The organism is Chromobacterium sp. S0633 (assembly GCF_024158805.1).
In the GTDB taxonomy this organism is placed as follows: Bacteria; Pseudomonadota; Gammaproteobacteria; order Burkholderiales; family Chromobacteriaceae; genus Chromobacterium.
In genome coordinates, this window is sequence record NZ_JAMZGH010000001.1 from 121,279 (window position 1) to 139,635 (window position 18,357).

General features: G+C 64.5%; 17 protein-coding genes. 6 read left to right on the forward strand and 11 right to left on the reverse strand.

The genetic code is table 11. The annotated features are described in order from the left end of the window. Positions 1–54 precede the first annotated feature (54 nt). Positions 55–2,790 (forward strand): pitrilysin family protein, encoded by a 2,736-nt coding sequence (locus tag NK214_RS00610; protein ID WP_253313527.1) that lies wholly within the window; start codon positions 55–57, stop codon positions 2,788–2,790. 22 nt (positions 2,791–2,812) lie between these two features. Here NK214_RS00610 and dinB read toward each other — a convergent pair whose 3' ends face one another. The 3 genes from dinB to NK214_RS00625 form a co-directional block, all read right to left on the reverse strand. Beyond that, a complete protein-coding gene (dinB, locus tag NK214_RS00615; protein ID WP_253313528.1) occupies positions 2,813–3,970 on the reverse strand; it encodes a DNA polymerase IV in 1,158 nt (385 codons plus the stop codon). A gap of 13 nt (positions 3,971–3,983) precedes the next feature. Beyond that, entirely contained in the window at positions 3,984–4,289 is a 306-nt protein-coding gene (locus tag NK214_RS00620; protein WP_107801578.1) for a SelT/SelW/SelH family protein, read from the reverse strand. A 320-nt stretch (positions 4,290–4,609) separates the two neighbouring features. Next, positions 4,610–5,083, reverse strand: a complete 474-nt coding sequence (locus NK214_RS00625; protein ID WP_107797803.1) for a copper chaperone PCu(A)C — start codon at positions 5,081–5,083, stop codon at positions 4,610–4,612. 188 nt (positions 5,084–5,271) lie between these two features. Here NK214_RS00625 and NK214_RS00630 point away from each other — a divergent pair, with 188 nt between their 5' ends. The 4 genes from NK214_RS00630 to NK214_RS00645 all read left to right on the forward strand — a co-directional run bounded on the left by NK214_RS00630 (position 5,272) and on the right by NK214_RS00645 (position 8,032). Continuing rightward, positions 5,272–5,916 carry a MarC family NAAT transporter gene (locus NK214_RS00630; RefSeq protein WP_048408368.1) on the forward strand — a complete coding sequence of 215 codons (645 nt, stop codon included), beginning with the start codon at positions 5,272–5,274 and terminating at the stop codon, positions 5,914–5,916. Positions 5,917–5,937: 21 nt separating this feature from the next. Beyond that, on the forward strand, positions 5,938–6,771 hold the full coding sequence (locus NK214_RS00635; protein WP_253313529.1) for an AraC family transcriptional regulator: 834 nt from the start codon (positions 5,938–5,940) through the stop codon (positions 6,769–6,771). Between the two features lie 248 nt (positions 6,772–7,019). Then, positions 7,020–7,724, forward strand: a complete 705-nt coding sequence (locus NK214_RS00640; RefSeq protein WP_107797801.1) for an AzlC family ABC transporter permease — start codon at positions 7,020–7,022, stop codon at positions 7,722–7,724. After that, positions 7,721–8,032 carry an AzlD domain-containing protein gene (locus NK214_RS00645; RefSeq protein WP_235084989.1) on the forward strand — a complete coding sequence of 104 codons (312 nt, stop codon included), beginning with the start codon at positions 7,721–7,723 and terminating at the stop codon, positions 8,030–8,032. The genes NK214_RS00640 and NK214_RS00645 overlap by 4 nt, the downstream gene beginning before the upstream one ends. 162 nt (positions 8,033–8,194) lie before the next feature. On the opposite strand, the gene map is transcribed toward NK214_RS00645, so the two are convergent. The 4 genes from map to NK214_RS00665 all read right to left on the reverse strand — a co-directional run bounded on the left by map (position 8,195) and on the right by NK214_RS00665 (position 13,808). Then, positions 8,195–8,986 carry a type I methionyl aminopeptidase gene (gene map, locus NK214_RS00650; protein WP_253313530.1) on the reverse strand — a complete coding sequence of 264 codons (792 nt, stop codon included), beginning with the start codon at positions 8,984–8,986 and terminating at the stop codon, positions 8,195–8,197. 39 nt (positions 8,987–9,025) lie between these two features. Then, positions 9,026–10,339: a sodium-dependent transporter gene (locus NK214_RS00655; RefSeq protein ID WP_253313531.1), complete on the reverse strand. Its 1,314-nt coding sequence runs from the start codon at positions 10,337–10,339 to the stop codon at positions 9,026–9,028. Between the two features lie 216 nt (positions 10,340–10,555). Beyond that, positions 10,556–11,932 carry an amino acid permease gene (locus NK214_RS00660; RefSeq protein WP_253313532.1) on the reverse strand — a complete coding sequence of 459 codons (1,377 nt, stop codon included), beginning with the start codon at positions 11,930–11,932 and terminating at the stop codon, positions 10,556–10,558. A 493-nt stretch (positions 11,933–12,425) separates the two neighbouring features. After that, the gene (locus NK214_RS00665) at positions 12,426–13,808 is read right to left on the reverse strand and encodes an amino acid permease (protein WP_235084993.1); all 1,383 of its coding nucleotides are present in this window, start codon (positions 13,806–13,808) and stop codon (positions 12,426–12,428) included. 513 nt (positions 13,809–14,321) lie between these two features. Here NK214_RS00665 and NK214_RS00670 point away from each other — a divergent pair. Then, positions 14,322–15,050 carry a glycine zipper 2TM domain-containing protein gene (locus NK214_RS00670; RefSeq protein WP_227106455.1) on the forward strand — a complete coding sequence of 243 codons (729 nt, stop codon included), beginning with the start codon at positions 14,322–14,324 and terminating at the stop codon, positions 15,048–15,050. 119 nt (positions 15,051–15,169) lie between these two features. Here NK214_RS00670 and NK214_RS00675 read toward each other — a convergent pair whose 3' ends face one another. The 4 genes from NK214_RS00675 to NK214_RS00690 form a co-directional block, all read right to left on the reverse strand. Then, complete coding sequence (locus tag NK214_RS00675; RefSeq protein ID WP_253313533.1) at positions 15,170–16,027, reverse strand: sterol desaturase family protein; 858 nt, start codon at positions 16,025–16,027, stop codon at positions 15,170–15,172. A 122-nt stretch (positions 16,028–16,149) separates the two neighbouring features. Beyond that, on the reverse strand, positions 16,150–16,803 hold the full coding sequence (locus NK214_RS00680) for a glutathione S-transferase family protein (protein ID WP_107797795.1): 654 nt from the start codon (positions 16,801–16,803) through the stop codon (positions 16,150–16,152). Between the two features lie 90 nt (positions 16,804–16,893). Further along, positions 16,894–17,793, reverse strand: coding sequence for a patatin-like phospholipase family protein (locus tag NK214_RS00685; protein WP_253313534.1), 900 nt, complete (start codon positions 17,791–17,793; stop codon positions 16,894–16,896). A 15-nt stretch (positions 17,794–17,808) separates the two neighbouring features. Beyond that, positions 17,809–18,354, reverse strand: coding sequence for a GNAT family N-acetyltransferase (locus tag NK214_RS00690; RefSeq protein WP_253313535.1), 546 nt, complete (start codon positions 18,352–18,354; stop codon positions 17,809–17,811). Positions 18,355–18,357 lie beyond the last annotated feature (3 nt).

Genomic DNA, 18,357 nt, shown 5'->3' on the forward strand with positions numbered 1-18,357 from the left:
CCGGCGCCATCGCGCGCCGCCATCCCGCATTCATGCCAGAGGAAACGCCACCGCATGCGCATCAAGACCCTGAGCCTGCTGCTCGCCCTGTCCCTGGGCCACACCTTGCCGGCCATCGCCGCCGAACCCGCCGCCGCCAGCCAAAGCCAGCTGCAAGCCTACACCAGCGTGGAAGGCGTCACCGAATACCGGCTGCCCAACGGCCTGCGCGTCCTGCTGGCGCCGGACGCCTCCAAGCCCACCACCACCGTCAACATCACCTATCTGGTGGGCAGCCGCCACGAAAGCTACGGCGAAACCGGCATGGCCCACTTGCTGGAGCACATGTTGTTCAAAGGTACGCCCAGCAGCGGCAATCTGATGCAGGAGCTGGGCAAGCGCGGCATGCAGTTCAACGGCACCACCTTCCTTGACCGCACCAACTACTACGAAACCTTCCCCGCCAGCGACGCCAATCTACGCTGGGCGCTGGAGATGGAAGCGGACCGCATGGTCAACAGCAAGATCGCCAGGAGCGATCTGGACACCGAGTTCTCGGTGGTGCGCAATGAAATGGAGATGGGGGAGAACAATCCCCGCCGCGTGCTGTGGAAGCAGATGACCGCAGTCAGTTACGACTGGCACAACTACGGCCACAACACCATAGGCGCGCGCTCGGACGTGGAAAAGGTCCGCATCGACAATCTGCAGGCCTTCTACCGCAAGTACTACCAGCCGGACAACGCGGTGCTGATGATCAGCGGCAAGTTCGACCCGACGGCGACGCTGGCCGTCGTCCAGCAGGCCTTCGGCAAGATCGCCAAGCCGCAGCGCCAGCTGACGCCGACCTGGACCGAAGAACCGCAGCGCGACGGCGCGCGCGAGCTGACCGTGGAGCGCGTCGGCGACACCCAGCTGGCTGCGGTGCTCTATCCGATCTCCGCCGGCAGCCACCCGGACGCGGCCGCCGTCCTCGCGCTGGCCGACATCCTGGCCAGCACGCCCAACGGCCGGCTGTACCAGGCGCTGGTGGGCGGCAAGAAAGCCGTAGGCGTCGAGGCCTGGCCCTTTGCGCTGGCCGAACCCGGCTACATCATTTTCTGGGCGGAGTTGAACAAGGGACAGAAGCTGGCCGACGCGCGCCAGGCCCTGCTCGCCGCCATCGAAGGCTTCAAGAGCAAGCCGGTGACCGAGGCCGAACTCAAGCGCGCCAAGGCCAGCCTGCTCAATGAGATCGACAAGACCTTGAACGATCCGCAGCAGTTGGCGGTGGAAATGTCCGAAGCCATCGCCAAGGGCGACTGGCGATTGTTCTTCCTGACCCGCGACCGCATCGAGGCGCTGAGCGTCAAGGACGTGGAACGGGCGGCCGAGAACTACTTCAAGCCGTCCAACCGCACCTACGGCCAGTTCGTGCCCACCGCCAAACCGGAACGCAGCGTGATACCGGCCACGCCGGACGTGGCCAAGCTGGTGGACGGCTACAAGGGCCGCGCCGCGATCAGCCAGGGCGAAGCCTTCGACCCCAGCCCGGCCAATATCGACGCCCGCACCGAGAAAACCACGCTCGCCAACGGCGCCAAGCTGGCCTTGCTGGCCAAGAAGACCCGCGGCGAAACCGTCAACGGCAGCTTCAGCCTCGCCTTCGGCGACGAGAAAAGCCTGTTCGGCCGCGGCGCCGTTCCCGGCCTCGCCGCCGACATGCTGGAGCGCGGCAGCGGCAAACTCAGCCGCGCCGAAATCAGCAATCGCCTGGACCAATTGAAAGCCAAGCTCAGCATCTCCGGCTCCGGCCAAGAAGTCAGCGTGGACTTTGAAACCACCCGCACGCATCTGCCGGCCTTGCTGGACCTGATCGCCGGCCTGCTCAAGCAGCCCAGCTTCCCGGAACGGGAGTTCGAACTGCTGCGCAAGGAGGAACTGACCGCCATCGACGCCCAGCGCAACGAGCCGCAGGCCATGGCCACCCAGGCCGTGGGCCAGGCGCTCAATATCTATCGCAAGGGCGATCTGCGCTACCGTCCGACGCTGGACGAGGCCGCCGCCGAATTGAAAGCCGCCAAGCTGGACGATCTGAAGCGCTTCCACCACCAGTTCTACGGCGCCAACCACGCCCGCTTCGCCCTGGTCGGCGACTTCGACGCCAAGGCGGCGCAAAGCCAGCTGCAAAAGCTGTTCGGCGGCTGGAACAGCCCCGTGGCGTACAGCCGCGCGCCCAGCCAGCTGCCGCCGGCCAAACCGGGCCAGCGCCAATTGCTGGCCAAGGACAAGGCCAACGCCTTCTACCTGGCCACCGCGCCGCTGGCGATGCGTGACAGCGACGCGGACTACCCGGCGATGCTGGTCGCCAACAAGATTCTGGGCGGCGGCGTCAAATCGCGGCTGTTGGACCGCCTGCGCCAGAAAGACGGCATCAGCTACTACGCCGGCAGCCAGTTCAAGGCCGGCAGCTTCGAGCCGGTGGCCAGCCTGAGCCTGGTGGCCATTTACGCGCCGCAGAATCTGGACAAGCTGAAACAGGGGGTGGCCGAGGAATTGACCCACTTCATCCGCGACGGCGTCAACGCCACCGAACTGGCCGACGCCAAGAAAGCGCTGCAGCAGGAAAGGGAGATCGCCCGCGCCCAGGACGGCGCGCTGAGCGGCGCTCTGGACGGCCAGTTGCAGATCGGCCGCGGCATGGACTTCAACGCCAAGGTGGACGCCGCCATCGCCGCGCTGACGGTGGAGCAAGTCAACGCCGCGCTGCGCAAGCATATAGACCCGGCCCAGTTGTTCCAGGTCTACGCCGGCGACTTCAAAACCCCCTGATCCAGCCTTGCGCCGACCCGCCTCAGCCGTTCGGGGGCGGGTCGGCGTCTCGCGCTGGCGGCTCCGGCTCGCCCGCGGCGGCGTCCGCCGCCGGCAGGTCCGGCAAGGGGCGGCCATCCCGGCCGAACAGGCGCAACTGACGCGGCAGGTCGTGCTCGTCCGCCAGCTTGACGCCGACGCCGACCAGACGCACCGGCCGCCGTCCGCGCTCGAATCCCACTCGCAGCAGTTCCCCGAAACGCGCCGACGACAGTTGTCCGCCGGCGTGTTCCACCGTGGTCTGGTTGAAATCGTCGAACTTGAGCTTGACCGACAAGCCCTTGAACGCGGGATTGCCGCTGCGCGCGATGCGCGCGCTCAAGCGGTCTATCAGCTCCGGCAGCTTGGACAGACAGGCGGCGACGTCGGGCAGGTCCACCGCGTAGGTCTCCTCGACGCTGATCGATTTGCGGCTGCGGTCAGTGGACACCGGCCGCGGATCCACGCCGCGCGCCAGCTCGTGGAGACGCTCGCCGAAACGGCCGAAGTGACGCAGCAGATCGGCCAGCTCCCAGGCCAGCATATCGCCGCAGCGCCGAATGCCCAGCTCGTTCAGCCGCTGCGCGGTGACCCGGCCCACGCCGTGTATCTTCTCCACCGGCAGCGCGGCGACGAAGCCGGCCACGTCTTGAGGCCGGATCAGGAATTGCCCGTCCGGCTTGTTCCAGTCGCTGGCCACCTTGGCCAGGAATTTGTTGGGCGCGATGCCGGCCGAGGCGGTGATGCCCACCTCCTCGCGGATCTGGCGGCGTATCGCCTCCGCCATCCGCGTGGCGCTGCCCTGCTCATGCGGCTGACCCGTCACATCCAGATAGGCCTCGTCCAGCGACAAGGGCTCGATCAAGGGCGTGTAGCGCTCGTAGATGCGCATGATCTTCTGGCTGGCTTCGCGGTAGCGCGCCATATCGGGCGGCAGAATCAGCAGATCGGGGCACAGGCGCAGCGCGCGCGCCGACGACATCGCCGAGCGCACGCCGTAGCGGCGCGCGATGTAATTGCAGGTGGCGATCACGCCGCGGCTTTCCGGCCGCCCGCCCACCGCCAGCGGCAAGGGCCGCAAGGCGGGATCGTCGCGCATCTCGATGGCGGCATAGAAACAATCGCAATCGACGTGGATGATTTTGCGCAGCGGCTCGCTCATGGCGACGGCCGGGTCAGGAAACGGCGCCGTCGCTATGGCCCAGCGAACGCTGCGGCGCCACCCGGTCGCGCACCCGCTGCTTCAGCAGCTTGATGTCGGGGAAACCGCCGTCGGCCTTGCGGTCCCACAGCAGCTCGCCGTCCAGTTCGACGCGGAACACGCCGCCGCTGCCGGGCTGCAAGGCCACTTCCGCCAACTCCTTCTCGAAGGTGGTCAGCAACTCCTGCGCCATCCAGGCGGCGCGCAGCAGCCAGCGGCAGCCGGTGCAGTATTCAATGCTCAGGCGCGGAGATTTGGCGGGGGGGATAGAGGGTGTCATGCGGGAAAACGCGGTCGGCAAGAAGATGGCTGACAGCATACATCATGGGAGGGGAAAGGAACTGCCGGCGTCCCTGGATTTTGTTGTGTGCGGGCGCAAGCGCTCGCTCCTCCATCGTTTCTCTCTTTGTGCAGACTTGGCGTTTTGACCTTGTTCAGGGCGCCGGCAGTGGCAATGACGTCTTGTTCTCAACACATTCCCGAGGCCAAGTCTGCCCAGTCGCCGGCGCGGGGTAAAGCATTTACTCCAGCCCGCGCCGATTGCTGCACTGCACGATGTAACTTCGGCGCAACGTTACCGGTAGCATCGCGCCTTGCCGTTCAATGCGCGTGCTCGGCCGGCGCGGCGGCGGCCACACCGTCTTCCACCACCACTTCCACAGTCACGCTGCCCGCTTTCTCGAATCGCAATGTCAGCGGAAAGCGGTCGCCCACGCGCAGCGGCTGCTTCAGGCCCATCAGCATCACGTGATAGCTGCCGGGCGCGAACTTGACTTCCTGGCCTGCGGCCACGGCCACGCCGCCGGCCACTTCGCGCATGCGCATCACGCCCTTGTCGTTGATGTGGGTGTGCAGTTCGGCCTTGTCCGCGCGCGGCGTGCTGGCGGACAACAGTTTGTCCGCGGCCTTGCCGCGATTGCTCAGCGACAGGTAAACGCCGCCGGTGGGGCTGCTTTCCGGCATCGCCCGGCTCCATGGATGGCCGATCTTCATATCGCCCAGCTTGAATTCGTGCGCCATCGCGCCGGCGCTCAGCAGGCACAGGCCCAACAGGGCGCTCAATGTCTTTTGCATAATGGATTCCTCGGGTTTTCCGCACTCTAGCACAGCCGCCGCAGGCAGCTGTGCGGCATAATGCCACAGCCAATGTCATGCCGCGCGCGCTTCGCGCCGCCGGCCGCAGAATTTCCCTTGTCACCGGCCCGCGGCCTCAGGCAGACTGCGTCCATTCCATGTAATGTTCGCTTCATCAGCGTAGTGCCATGCTCAAGACGTTGTCGCTCCAATTCCTGTTCGGCGGGCTGCTCAGCCTGATCACCATCACCAACCCGCTATCCAAGATTCCGCTGTTCATCACCCTGACCCGCGAGATGAGCGACTCTGCGCGCGACAATCAGGCGCGCCGGGCCTGCGTGTTCGCAGCCGCCATCATGGTGGTCAGCCTGCTGGCCGGCAACGTGATCATGTCCGCCTTCGGCATTTCCTACGGCGCGCTGCGCATTTCCGGCGGCTTCGTCGTCGCCGTGCTCGGCTACCGCATGCTGTTCCTGTCTCAGGATCCGGGCAACGCGCCCAAGACCGGCGAACGCGAGGACTACGCCTTCTTCCCGCTGGCCATGCCCGGCATCAGCGGCCCCGGCACCATCGCCGTGGTCATCGGCATTTCCACCGAGATCGCCGAACTGACCACGCTGCCGGCCAAGGCGCTGGCCTTCGCAATGACCTTCGCCGCCATCGGCGGCACCTGCTTCGGCATGTGGCTGACGCTGAAATCCTCGCAGCTGATCGCCCAGCGTCTGGGCCGCGGCGGCCGCGAAGTGATGACGCGGCTGATGGGCTTTTTGCTGATCTGCATCGGCGTGCAGTTCGTCGGTTCCGGCATCCGCACCTTCATGGCCGGCTCCTAAGGCCGGCCGCGACGCCCCGCCATGTCCCGCCCGGCGTCCGATCGTTCCGATTTCTTCCGCGCCGACGACATCGGCGCCTTGGAATGCCTGGACGCCAGCTACGCCCAAAGGGTGTTTCCGCCGCATTTTCATGAAGAATACGTGGTCAACGCGCTGACTCTGGGCGCGCAGTCCTACCGCCACCGCGGCGGCACCCACCGCGCCGGCGTCGGCGCGCTGGTGCTGATCAATCCCGGCGAAGTGCATACCGGCGAAACCGCCGACGCGCGCGGCTGGGCCTATCGCGGCTTCTATCCGTCCGCGGACTTCCTCCAAAAGCTGGCCGCCGACATCAGCGGCGACGCCCACGCCCGGCCTTACTTTCGCGACACCGTGGTGCTGGACGCGCCGCTGGCCACCGGCATGGACCAACTGCATCGCCTGTTGCGCGACAGCCGGGACCGGCTGCTGCGCGAATCTGCGTTGCAGCGCATGTTCGGCGCGGTGCTGCAACGCCATATGCAGGTGCGCGGCCAGACGCAGGCGGCCGCCCCCCGCGCGGTGGAGCTGGCGCGGCAGATGCTGGCCGACGCCGTCAGCGACAATCTGTCGCTGCAGACGCTGGCGGAAGCGGCCCAGCTCTCTCCCTGGCAGCTGTGCCGCCAGTTTCGCCAGCACTTCGGCCTGCCGCCGGTGGCTTGGCGCAATCAGCTGCGCGTCAATCGCGCGCGCCAATTGCTGGCGCAGGGACAAACGCCCGGCGCGGTGGCGCTCAGCCTGGGCTTCGCCGACCAGGCCCATCTGACCCGCGCCTTCCGCCACACCGTGGGCCTGGCGCCGGCCGCCTATCAACGCGCGCTGGGCCTGCGCCGCTGAGAACCTGTTCAAAGTCTGCTGCGCTTCAGCGATACGGCGTTAAAAACAAGCTCAAAATGCTCATGTACCAGCTGTACATTCCGCTTTTTCGCTCGTTTTCGCCTTGTCTCGCCCTTGCTCGCGAGACTTTGAACAGGCCCTGAGAAGCCGCTCAAAGCCACGCGGCCATCCCCCGCAAAATCGTTCAAGACGGCAGCCGGTTTCGGCGGCATGATGAATCCATCTCATTGCCGCAAGGATACGCCCCGATGACCCGCCCCACCCCCGCCGCCTGGGCCTTGCAAGGCGCGCGCGACAGCCTGCCCATGCTGATAGGCGCCGCGCCCTTCGGCGTGATTTTCGGCACCTTGGCCATCGCCGCCGGGCTCAGCCCGCTGAGCACCCAAGCCATGTCCTTGCTGGTGTTCGCCGGCTCCTCGCAATTCATCGCCGTCAGCCTGGTGGCCGCCGGCGCCGCGCTGCCGGTGATCTGGCTGACCACTTTCGTGGTCAATCTGCGCCACGCGCTGTACAGCGCCACCCTGCTGCCCTATGCGCGGCAATGGCCGCTGGCCTGGCGCTGGCCGCTGGCGTTCTGGCTCACCGACGAAACCTTCGCCGTGGTCGAACACCGTTTCCGCACCCAGGCCGCGGCCGGCGGCCAGTGGTATTGGCTGGGCTCCTCGCTGGCGATGTACGGCAATTGGCAGGCGTGGACGCTGGCCGGCGTGCTGCTGGGGCGCTCGGTGCCGGGGCTGGCGCAGCTGGGCCTGGACTTCGCCATGGTGGCCACTTTCGCCGCCATCGTCGCGCCGCAATTGAAAAAACGGCCCACGCTGGCGGCCGCGGCGGTAGCCGGCCTGACCGCGCTGCTGGCGCGCGGCCTGCCCTACAAGCTGGACCTGATGCTGGCGGCGCTGCTGGGCGTCGGCGCCGGACTCTTGCTGGAAGGCAAGCGCAAGGAGGCGGCATGAACCATTGGTGGATGATTTTCGGCATGCTGGCGGCCACTTTGCTGATCCGCGCCAGCTTTCTGGTGTTCGGCCAGCGGCTGGCCTTCCCGGACTGGCTGAACCGCGCGCTGCACTATGTGCCGGCGGCGGTGCTGTCGGCGCTGGTGGTGCCGATGGCGCTGGCCCCGGCCGGGCGCATTGATCTGTCGCTGGGCAACGCCTATCTGATCGGCACCCTGGTCGCCATCGCGGTGGCGTGGAAGAACGGCAAGACCCTGCTCGCCATTGTGGTCAGCTTTATCGTCTACGGCTTGATGCGCTGGCTCTAAGAATCTGTTTACGATCTGCTGCGCTTCGGCGAGATGGATGGAACGGGCTTAAGAGCCGCTCGCAACGCCTCGCGGAGAAGCCGAGCCAAGGCGCGCTGGCGCAGGCCGTACAAGGGGTGCGGCCAGGAGGCGCAAGCAGGATCAGGGGTGTGTTTGGCGGGTCTAAGCCGCCAGCAGACCCAGCGCCGCCAGGCCCGCTTTTTCCTCTTCGCGCAAGGTGAGGATGCGGCAGCCGTCGGCGGTGACCAGGAGGGTGTGCTCGAACTGAGCCGACAGGCTGCGGTCCCGCGTCACCACCGTCCAGCCGTCCGGCAACACCTTCACGTCCTTGCTGCCCTGATTGATCATCGGCTCGATGGTGAAGGTCATGCCGGCCTCCATCTTGAGCCCTTGGCCGGGCCGGCCGTAATGCAGTACTTGCGGCTCCTCGTGCATGGCGGCGCCGATGCCGTGGCCGCAATACTCGCGCACCACGCTATAGCCCTGCGCCTCGGCGTGCTGCTGGATTGCGTGGCCGATGTCGCCCAGCGTCGCGCCCGGGCGGACCTTGGCGATGGCCAGATACAGGCAATGCTGGGTGACGTCCACCAGGCGCTGGGCGTACGGACTGATCTCGCCGACGGCGAAGGTCTTGCTGCTGTCGCCGTAATAGCCGTCCTTCAGCACCGTGACATCGACGTTGACGATGTCGCCGCGCTTCAGGCACTGCCGCTCGGACGGCCAGCCGTGGCACACCACCTGATTGACCGAGGTGTTGACGCTGAACGGGAAGCCGTACTGCCCCTTGCTGCCCGGCCGCGCGCCCAATCGCTCGACGATGTAACGCTCGCAAAAGGCGTCGATCTCCAGCGTGCTGACCCCGGGCCGGATCTTCTCCTCCACCGCCTGCAGCACTTGCGCGGTCAGGGCACCGGCCAAGATCATGCCCTGGATGTCGGACTCGGTTTTAATCATGGCCGCCCCCTTTCTTGCCCATGCCAACGGCAAAGCGAATCAGATATTGTATACCAGCACCAGGCTGATCAGAATGGGTGCCGCCCAGCAATAGATGAAGCGCACGCCGGCGCTCAGCGCCGCGGGCAATTGCAGCTCGGCGCGCATGGTCGGCCAGATCACCCAGCCGGCGAAGCAGGCGGTGCCGATGCCGCCCAGCGGCAGCAGGATGTTGGACGCGGTGTAGTCCATCAGCTCGAACACATTGCGGCCGAACAGCTTCCAGTCCGCCAAGGGCCCGAAGGACAGCGCCGCCGGAATGCCGGCGCAAAACACCAGCAGGCAGATCAGCAGCGTCGCCTTGCGCCGGCTGACACCCCACTCGTCGATGGGAAACACCGCCACCAATTCCAGCAGGGACACCGAGGAGGTCAACGCCGCCATCAGCAGCAGCAGAAAGAAGGCCGCCGCCAGGGCTTGGCCGAAAGGCAGGTGGTTGAACACCACCGGCATGGTCATATAGGTCAGGCCCGGTCCGGCCTGAGGGTCCAGCCCAAAGGCGTAGATCGCAGGAAAGATCATCAGGCCGGCCAAGACCGAGGTCAGCGTGGTCAGGCCGGTCACCCACAGCGCGGCGCCCGCCAGTTTCGCGTCCCGGCCCAGATAGGAACCGTAGGCGATCATACAACCGGCGCCCACCGACAAGGAAAAGAAGGCCAGGCCCAGCGCTTCCACCAGCATGCCCGGCGTCACCTTGGTGAAATCCGGCGTCAGCAAGGCCGCCACGCCGGCCCCTGCGCCCGGCAAGGTCAGCGAGCGGGCGATCAGGCCCAGCATCAGCAGGAACAGCAGCGGCATCAACACCTTGCCGGCGCGCTCAATCCCCTTTTGCACCCCGCACATCACCACCAGCAGCGTCAGGCCGGTGAACAGGGCGTGAGTCAGCAGGGATTCGAAGGGATCGGACACGTAATCGCCGAACAAGCGCGCCAGCGCCGCCGGGTCGTTGCTCATCACCCGGCCGTCCACCGCGCGCAGCAGATAGCCCAGCGTCCAGCCGCCCACCACGCTGTAGAAGGAAAACACCAGGAAACCGCACAGCACGCCGGCGTAGCCCACCAGCTTCCAGCGGCGCGAACCCAGCCGCGCGAAGGCGCTCACCGCGCCGCAGGCCGCCGCGCGGCCGATGGCGATCTCGGCCAGCAGCAAGGCGATGCCCAGCGTGAAGGTCAGCAATAGATAGATCAGCAGAAACGCGCCGCCGCCGTTCATCGCGGTGACGTAGGGAAACTTCCAGATGGAGCCCAGGCCGACCGTGGCGCCGGCCGAAGCCAGAATGAAACCGAGGCGGGAACCCCATTGTGTGCGAGACATGACAACTCCTGAGTCAGAACAATTTGCCGCCGCACGGGGTAACGCTGGATACAACAAGGCCGCCCATGACGGCGGCCCGGAAAATAGATGCGAACATCCCTGGCGCGCCGATTAGCTGCGCCACCACCACGTTTTGGTCTGGAATGGGATCGTTTGCTTCATAAGCGTGGAAGCATGCCGGTTTACGCCCCAGTACGTCAAGCCCGGCATGCGGATTCACGCCTTGTCGACGGCCAGACCGGCCGCGTCCGCCCCCGGCCGCTTCAGCCGGAAACCCAGCCACAGGACCAGCAGCCAGGCCGGCAAAACGTACACCGACACCGCCACCCCCGGCGTGAACAGCATCACTCCCAGGATCATCAACATGAAGGCCAGGCACAGCCAATTGGAGAACGGATGCCACAGCGAGGCGAACACCAGCTTGCGGCCGCCCTGGGCGCGGCGGAACTTCAGGTGAGTCAGGCTGATCAGCGCCCAATTGATCACCAGGGCGGTGACCACCAGCGACATCAACAAGGCCAGCGCGCCGCTGGGCAGCAGGTAATTGAGCACCACGCCGGCGAAGGTCGCCAACGCCGACAGCAAGGTGGCGTTGACCGGCACCCCGCGCTTGTCCAGCCTGGCCATGCTCTTGGGCGCATTGCCCTGCTGAGCCAGACTGAACAGCATGCGGCTGGTGGCATAGACGCCGCCGTTGTATACCGACAAGGCCGCGGTCAACACCACGAAATTAAGCCCGTGAGCGGCGAAGCCGGCGCCGATCTGCTCGAAAATCATCACGAAGGGGCTGCCGCCGGCGGCCACCTTGCTCCACGGATACAGGGACAGCAGCACCAGCAGCGAGCCGATGTAGAAAATCAACACGCGGTAGATCACCTGATTCACCGCTCTGGGAATGGTTTTCTGCGGATCCTGGGTCTCCGCCGCCGCCATGCCGATCAGCTCCAAGCCGCCGAAGGAGAACATGATCACCGCCATCGTCATGAACAGGCCGCCTACGCCGTGCGGAAAGAAGCCGCCGTCGCTCCACAGATTGCTCACCGAAGCCTGCGGGCCGCCCTTGCCGGACAAGAGCAGATAGCCGCCGAACACGATCATCGCGATCACCGCGCCCACCTTGATCAGCGCGAACCAGAACTCCGTCTCGCCATAGTATTTGACGCTGCTCAGATTGACGCCGGTGATCGCCGTGAAGAAGACCAGCGCGGTGACCCAGGTGGGCACATCCGGCCACCAATAGCGCACGTACTCGCCTGCGGCCGTCAGTTCGGCCATGCCGGCCAGCACATACAGCGCCCAGTAATTCCAACCGGACAGGAAGGCCGGAAACTTGCCCCAGTAACGGCCGGCGAAATGGCTGAGCGAGCCGACCACCGGCTCTTCGGCCAGCATCTCGCCCAATTGGCGCATGATCAGGAAAATGATGAAGCCGGCGACGGCGTAGCCGAGAATCATCGCCGGTCCGGCCGCTTTCAACACGCTGGCCGAACCCAGGAACAGACCGGTGCCGATCGCGCCGCCCAGCGCGATCAATTGGATATGGCGGTTTTTCAGCTCGCGCTTCAAACCGGTGGAAGTGGGGGTAACGCTCACCTTGGCGCCTCCTGCTGATGGAAAGCTGTTTACGATCAGCGGCGCGCGGCGATACGGCTTTGAATCCGGCTTGGCATTGCTCGTGCGCCATGCGCGCATTCCGCTTTCTCAGCCGCAAAACCTTGTCTCGCCCCAGCTCGCGCCATCGTAAGCAGGCTCTCTTGTGAATGGGACGGTATTGCTTCATCAATGCAGCAAGGCCCTCACCACCCGTCAATCAGACAAAAAGTCTAAAAAGCAAGCAAGACATCCTTATTACATACATCAACTTCAAACAAACCACGTTCAGACTAAACAAAATACGACAAAAGGTCAAAAACCTTTTTCAAACCATCTGGCGATGATTCATAAGACCGTCATCAACACCAAGCAAATTAGACAATAGGTCTAATTAAATGCAAATCGAGGAGGCGGACCGCGCGGGGCAAAAAGCAGGGCCGCCCGGATGAGGCGGCCCGCCGATACGCTCGCTGCGCGAGCGTCGTGAAAACACTCAGGAGGTCTGGCGCACGGGCTCCGCCGCCGGCGCGCCCTTGGCTTTGGCGCGATAGCCCACCCACAACAGCCCCAGCCATATCGGCAACACATAGACCGATACCGCGGCGCCCGGGGTCAGCAGCAGGATCAACAGAATCATCGCCATGAAAGCCAGGCAGATCCAATTGGTCAGCGGGAACCAGAAGGACTTGAACACCAGTTGCTCGCCGGCTTCGACCTTGGCGCGGCGGAACTTCAAATGCGTCAGGCTGATCATCGCCCAGTTGGTCACCAGCGCGGCCACCACCAGCGACATCAAAATGCCCAAGGCCTCGCCCGGCAACACATAGTTCAGGATCACGCAGGCGAAAGTGGCCAACGCCGACACCAGGATCGCCGGCACCGGCACGCCGCGCTGGTCCACCTGCATCAAGGCCTTGGGCGCGTTGCCCTGTCTGGCCAGGCCATACAGCATGCGGCTATTGGCGTAAACGCTGCTGTTGTACACCGACAGCGCCGCGGTCAGCACCACGAAGTTGAGCAGATTGGCGGTCAGCCCGGAGCCGATTTGCTGGAAGATCATCACGAAGGGGCTGCCGCCGGACGCCACCTTGCTCCACGGGTACAGCGACAGCAGCACCACCAGCGAACCGATGTAGAAGATCAGGATGCGGTAGATCACCTGGTTCACCGCCTTGGGAATGGTGGTGCGCGGGTTATCCGCCTCGGCCGCGGTCAGGCCAATCAGTTCCAGGCCGCCGAAGGAGAACATGATCACCGCCATCATCATGAACAGGCCGCTGAAACCATGCGGGAAGAAGCCGCCATCGCTCCACAGATTGCTGAACGAGGCTTGCGGACCGCCGGTGCCGGTCAGCAGCAGGTAGCCGCCGAACAGAATCATGGCAATCACCGCCACCACCTTGATCAGCGCGAACCAGAACTCCGCCTCGCCGTAAACCTTGACGTTGGCCAGATTGATGCCGTTGATACAGACGAAGAACACCAGCGCCGACACCCAGGCGGGGACATGCGGCCACCAGTACTGGACATAGGCGCCGACGGCGGTGAGTTCCGCCATGCTGACCAGGATGTACAGCACCCAGTAGTTCCAGCCGGACAGGAAGCCGGCGAAATCGCCCCAGTAACGGTAAGCGAAGTGGCTGAACGAGCCGGCCACCGGCTCCTGGGCCACCATTTCGCCCAACTGGCGCATGATCATGAAGGCGATCAGGCCGGCGACGGCATAGCCCAGAATCATGGACGGACCGGCGGCCTTCAGCACGCTGGCCGAGCCCAAGAACAGGCCGGTGCCGACCGCGCCGCCCAAGGCGATCAATTGGATGTGGCGGTTTTTCAAACCGCGCTTCAAACCGGCTTCGGTGGAGATATCAGTCAAGGCTGCCCCCTAAAATCATCATTTTCCAGCAACATTAATACCAACAGCATGACAATTCAGGCAAGCCGCTTCGTTTCTGTTGCAAACATCAACAAGCTGGACATTAAGCACTCATGCTCGCCTCGCGTCAAATGAAGACATTGGATTTTTATGCCTTAATAGCGTCATATATTGGATACAATGAAATTAAATTCGATTATTTAAACAAAAACTTTGCTCTAATTGCTCAATTACCTGCAGACTACTGCAAATTTCTGCCACGCCCCCCATCGCGGGGCCCAGCATGCCATTTTGCATATAAGCAAGCGTTCACTCGCTGATATATTGATTTAAATCAAATTGCTAGCGCCGCTGCAACACCGGAGCCGCCGCCGCAAACGCTAACGATTCGCCACTTTTAGTAACAAATGGAAAACATTTGATTTGCAACTGTCTGCCACCATGAAGTGTCTGAATTTCATCTCACTCATCATGATTACGGCCGCATAGACGGCCCGCTTTTGGAGACGAACCATGAAACAATCCTTGTTGATCGCCAGTGTGCTGGGTGGCGGCATCGCACTCGGCGGCCTGGGCGTGGCCGGCTATCAAGCCGTGAAATCCAATCCTCAGACCGCGGCCGCGCCGCAGCAAACCGCCAGCGCGCCGGCAGCCGCATCCGCCCCAGTGGCGGTGCTGCCGCCCGCCGTGGCCTCCGCCCCGGCGGTCGTCGCCGCGGCCGCGCCCGTCGCAGCCGCCCAAGCGGCCAAGCCGGCGGAGAAAACCGCCGAACCCAGCGCGCCGGCCAAGCCGGCCGCTCCGGTCCACGCCACCCATGCCCGCATCCTGGCGGTGACGCCGATCAAGGAAACCGTTAACGCGCCCAAGCAGGTCTGCCATCAGGAGCAGGTCACCCATCAGGCGCCGGTCCAGGATCAAAACCGCATCGCCGGCTCGGTGATAGGCGGCGTGATCGGCGGCGTGCTGGGCAATCAGGTGGGCGGCGGCAACGGCAAGAAGGCCGCCACCGTGATCGGCGCGCTGGCGGGAGGCCTGGCCGGCAACAAGGTGCAGGAAGGCATGCAGCAACGCGATCAGGTCAACAGCACCCAGACCATTTGCAATGAAGTGAACGAAAGCAGCGAGAAGGTGGTCGGCTACGACGTCAAGTACTCGCTGGACGGCAAGACCGGCACCGTGCGCATGGATCGCAAGCCCAAGGGCAAGACCTTGCCGGCCAAGAACGGCAAGGTGCTGGTTTAGCATCCTGCTGTAGCGTTGCGCCGACTGGCTCAGCGCTGACGCTGATGCTTGCTAGCCACACAGGCTGGCAAGACCATGCCACGCAAAAGCGGACCTCCCGGTCCGCTTTTTTCATGCCCTCAGCGCCAGCGCGCCGCGGCCGCCTCCGCCTCTTCCGGCGGGCCGAACAAGACCGTCCAGCGGTCCTTCCAGTTGGGCGCGCGCCAGGCTTCCCGCAACATATCGCGCCATTCCACCACGCTGACCCATAGCGGATTGAAGCTGTTCACCGGCTTGACCGTGCCGTAGTCGCAGGGATCGTCGGCGCTTTCCTCCACATAGGTGCCGAACAGGCGGTCCCAGACCACCAGCACGCCGGCGTAGTTGTGATCGATGTAGCGCGGATTCTTGGCATGGTGGCCGCGATGGATGGACGGGGTGTTGAGAACGTATTCCAGCCAACCCAGCTTGGGGCAGGCCTGGGTATGCACGAAGAACTGGAAGGCCAGGTTCAGCAACACCACGCCGACCACCTGCTCCGGCGGAAAGCCCAGCCAGGCCAGCGGCAGCCAGAACGCCCACATGCCGGCCAGCGGATACATCAGGCTCTGGCGGAAGGCGGTGGTGAAATTCATCCGGGTGGAGCTGTGGTGCACGCTGTGGGCGGCCCACAGCCAACGCACGCGGTGGCTGACGCGATGGAACCAGTAATAGAGGAAATCCTGGCCGATGAACAACAGCAAGAAGCTGAGCCAGGAGTCGGAAAATTGAAACAGCCGGTGCTCTTGGAAAATCCACGCGTACAAGGGCAGCACTAGCACCCAGGCCAGCTTGTCCGCCCCCTGGTGCAGCAAGCCCAGACAGGCGCTGCACACTGAATCGCGCCAATCGTACAGACTGAGCCGGCCCTGCCGGCGCAAATGCCACAACTCGCCGGCGACGAAGGCCAGGAACACCGGCGCCATCGCCAACAACAGCAGCTGAATATCGAACTTCATCACGGCCTCCCGCTTGGGCAAGGCGTTTGCGTCAGGGGCAAACACTTGATTGGAGTTTGAGCTCTATAATTACTCAAACGCCGAATGCCGGCAAGCGGGTCGGTCCTGTCCTGCGGTTTACCCTATTGCTGCTGACGCGCGCGGAACGCGGTCAAGGACGCCTCACGCTCGCTCCAGGTCCGGCTCACGCTCTTGCGGGCGGACAGGCGCTGCAGATAGGCGTCGCGATCGGGGAAGCCGGCGGTCAGGTCTTCGCCCAGCAAGGCCTTGCTCATCTGCTCCAGCGCCGGCAGGACGCAGGCGGCGCCGATGTCGGCGCTGCTGAAATCCTCGCCACAGGCCCAAGGGCCGTAATCCAGCAACTGGGCGCAGGCGGCCACGCCGCGGGCGATCTGCTGACGCGCGGCGTCGATCGCGCCCGCTTCCAGCGGGCTGCCGAACAGCCAATGGCGGTATAAGGGCAGCGCCGGCATCAACACGTACAAATCCAGCATCGCGCTCAGCTGGCGCGCGTGGGCGCGGCCGTTCGGCGTCGGCGGCAGCAAGGAAGCGGTGGGATAGGCGTCCTCCAGCCATTCCAGGATCACCGATGACTCCGCCATGGCGTGGCCGCCCACTTCGACAAAAGGAATCTTGCCCATCGGGCTCTTCGCCAGCAGTTCTTCCTGCTGCGAAGGGGCGGTGAGGATTTCTTGGAAGTTGACGCCCTTTTCCAGCAAGGCGATTTTGACCTTGTTGTAATAAGGGGACAGCGCAGCGCCGTAAAGCTTGATCATTCAGGTCTCCAGGCAGGCCGGGCCTGCGGTTGCTGATGGAAGGCGGCCGGCCATGCTGCAATGCAGGGCCAGCCCGGCAGCATTATGCCATTACTTATTCATGGCAACGGCTTTTTGCTGCAGCAATTGCCTGATCTGCGGCAGCGCCGCCTGCGCGGCGCGCTCTCCTTCCAGAATAGCCTGATGACGCGCGTCGAATTGAGCGGATCCGATATTCTGCACTTGCGGGCGGATCACCACGTCGGCCTGCCTCAGTTCTTGCGCCAGCGCCGGCCCGTTCATGATGTTCAGGCTCTGATCCAGCATGGACAGAAAGCCGGTGGCGGCGCCCTTGCGCGGCCGCGCCGAGATATCGACGGCGATGACGAAGTCCGCGCCCATCTCGCGCGCGGCGCTGACCGGCACCGGGCTGACCAGGCCGCCGTCCACATAGCTCTTGTTTCCTATCTTCACCGGCAGGAAGACGTTGGGAATGCTGGCCGAGGCGCGCACGGCCTGGCCGGTGTTGCCCAGGCGGAACACCACCTTGCGGCCGCTGTCCAGTTCGGTGGCCACCGCGCCGAACGGCCGCGGCAATTGCTCCATGGTCTTGTTGGCCACCTGAGCGTTGATCCAGTTCTGCAGTTTCTCGCCCTTGATCACGCCCTTGCTCGACAAGGTCCAATCGGTCAGATTGGATTCGTCCAGTTGAATCGCCCTGCTTTGCAGCTGCATGCCGCTGAGGCCGGAGGCGTACAGACTGCCGACCACGCTGCCGGCGCTGGTACCGGTCACCAGATCAGGCGTGAGGCCGGCGGCTTCCAGCACCTTGATCACGCCGACGTGGGCAAAGCCCTTGGCCGCGCCGCCGCCCAGCGCCAAGCCGATCTTGGGCTTAAGCGCCGGCTTGGGCGGCAGCGCCGCGGGAGGGGAGGACAAGGTGGAACAAGCCGACAACAGCGCGGCCATGCCCGCCAACAGCCAGGGGCGGAGTGTGTGTTTGCTCATCATGATTTCATCGGGCTTTCAGGCATCGGCGGTGGTTGGAACCGCCCCAACGGGCGCGCAGTCCAGCATCACGTAATTCAGATGCCGCGCGCCCTCCAATTCGAAATGGCATTCGCCGTGGACGGTCATGCCCAGCCGGCGGTAGAAGGCGATCGCGCGCTCGTTGCGGTGCCACACCGTCAGCCACAAACGCGCGGGTTCGGGAAGGGCGAGCGCCCATTGCCGCGCCGCTTCCAGCAAACGCCGGCCCAGGCCCTCTCCGGTGCGGCTTTCCACCAGGTAGATCCTGCACACTTCCACGGTGGGGAAGTCGCAGCCTTGGCATGAGCTGTCCAGCTTCATCAGCGCGTAGCCGAGCAGAAAGCCGTCTTGCTCCATCGCCAGCAGATGATGCGAGGGGCTGGCGATCAGCGCCTCGAAATTGGCCGGCGTGAATTCGCTCAGCACATAGTCGGCCATGTCCCGGCGGACGCCGTCGGTGACGTAGGTGCTCAGCCACACTTGAATCGACAAGGCGGCCAGGCAGCCGGCATCCTTGGGCGCGGCCAGGCGGATGGTCAGCATCGC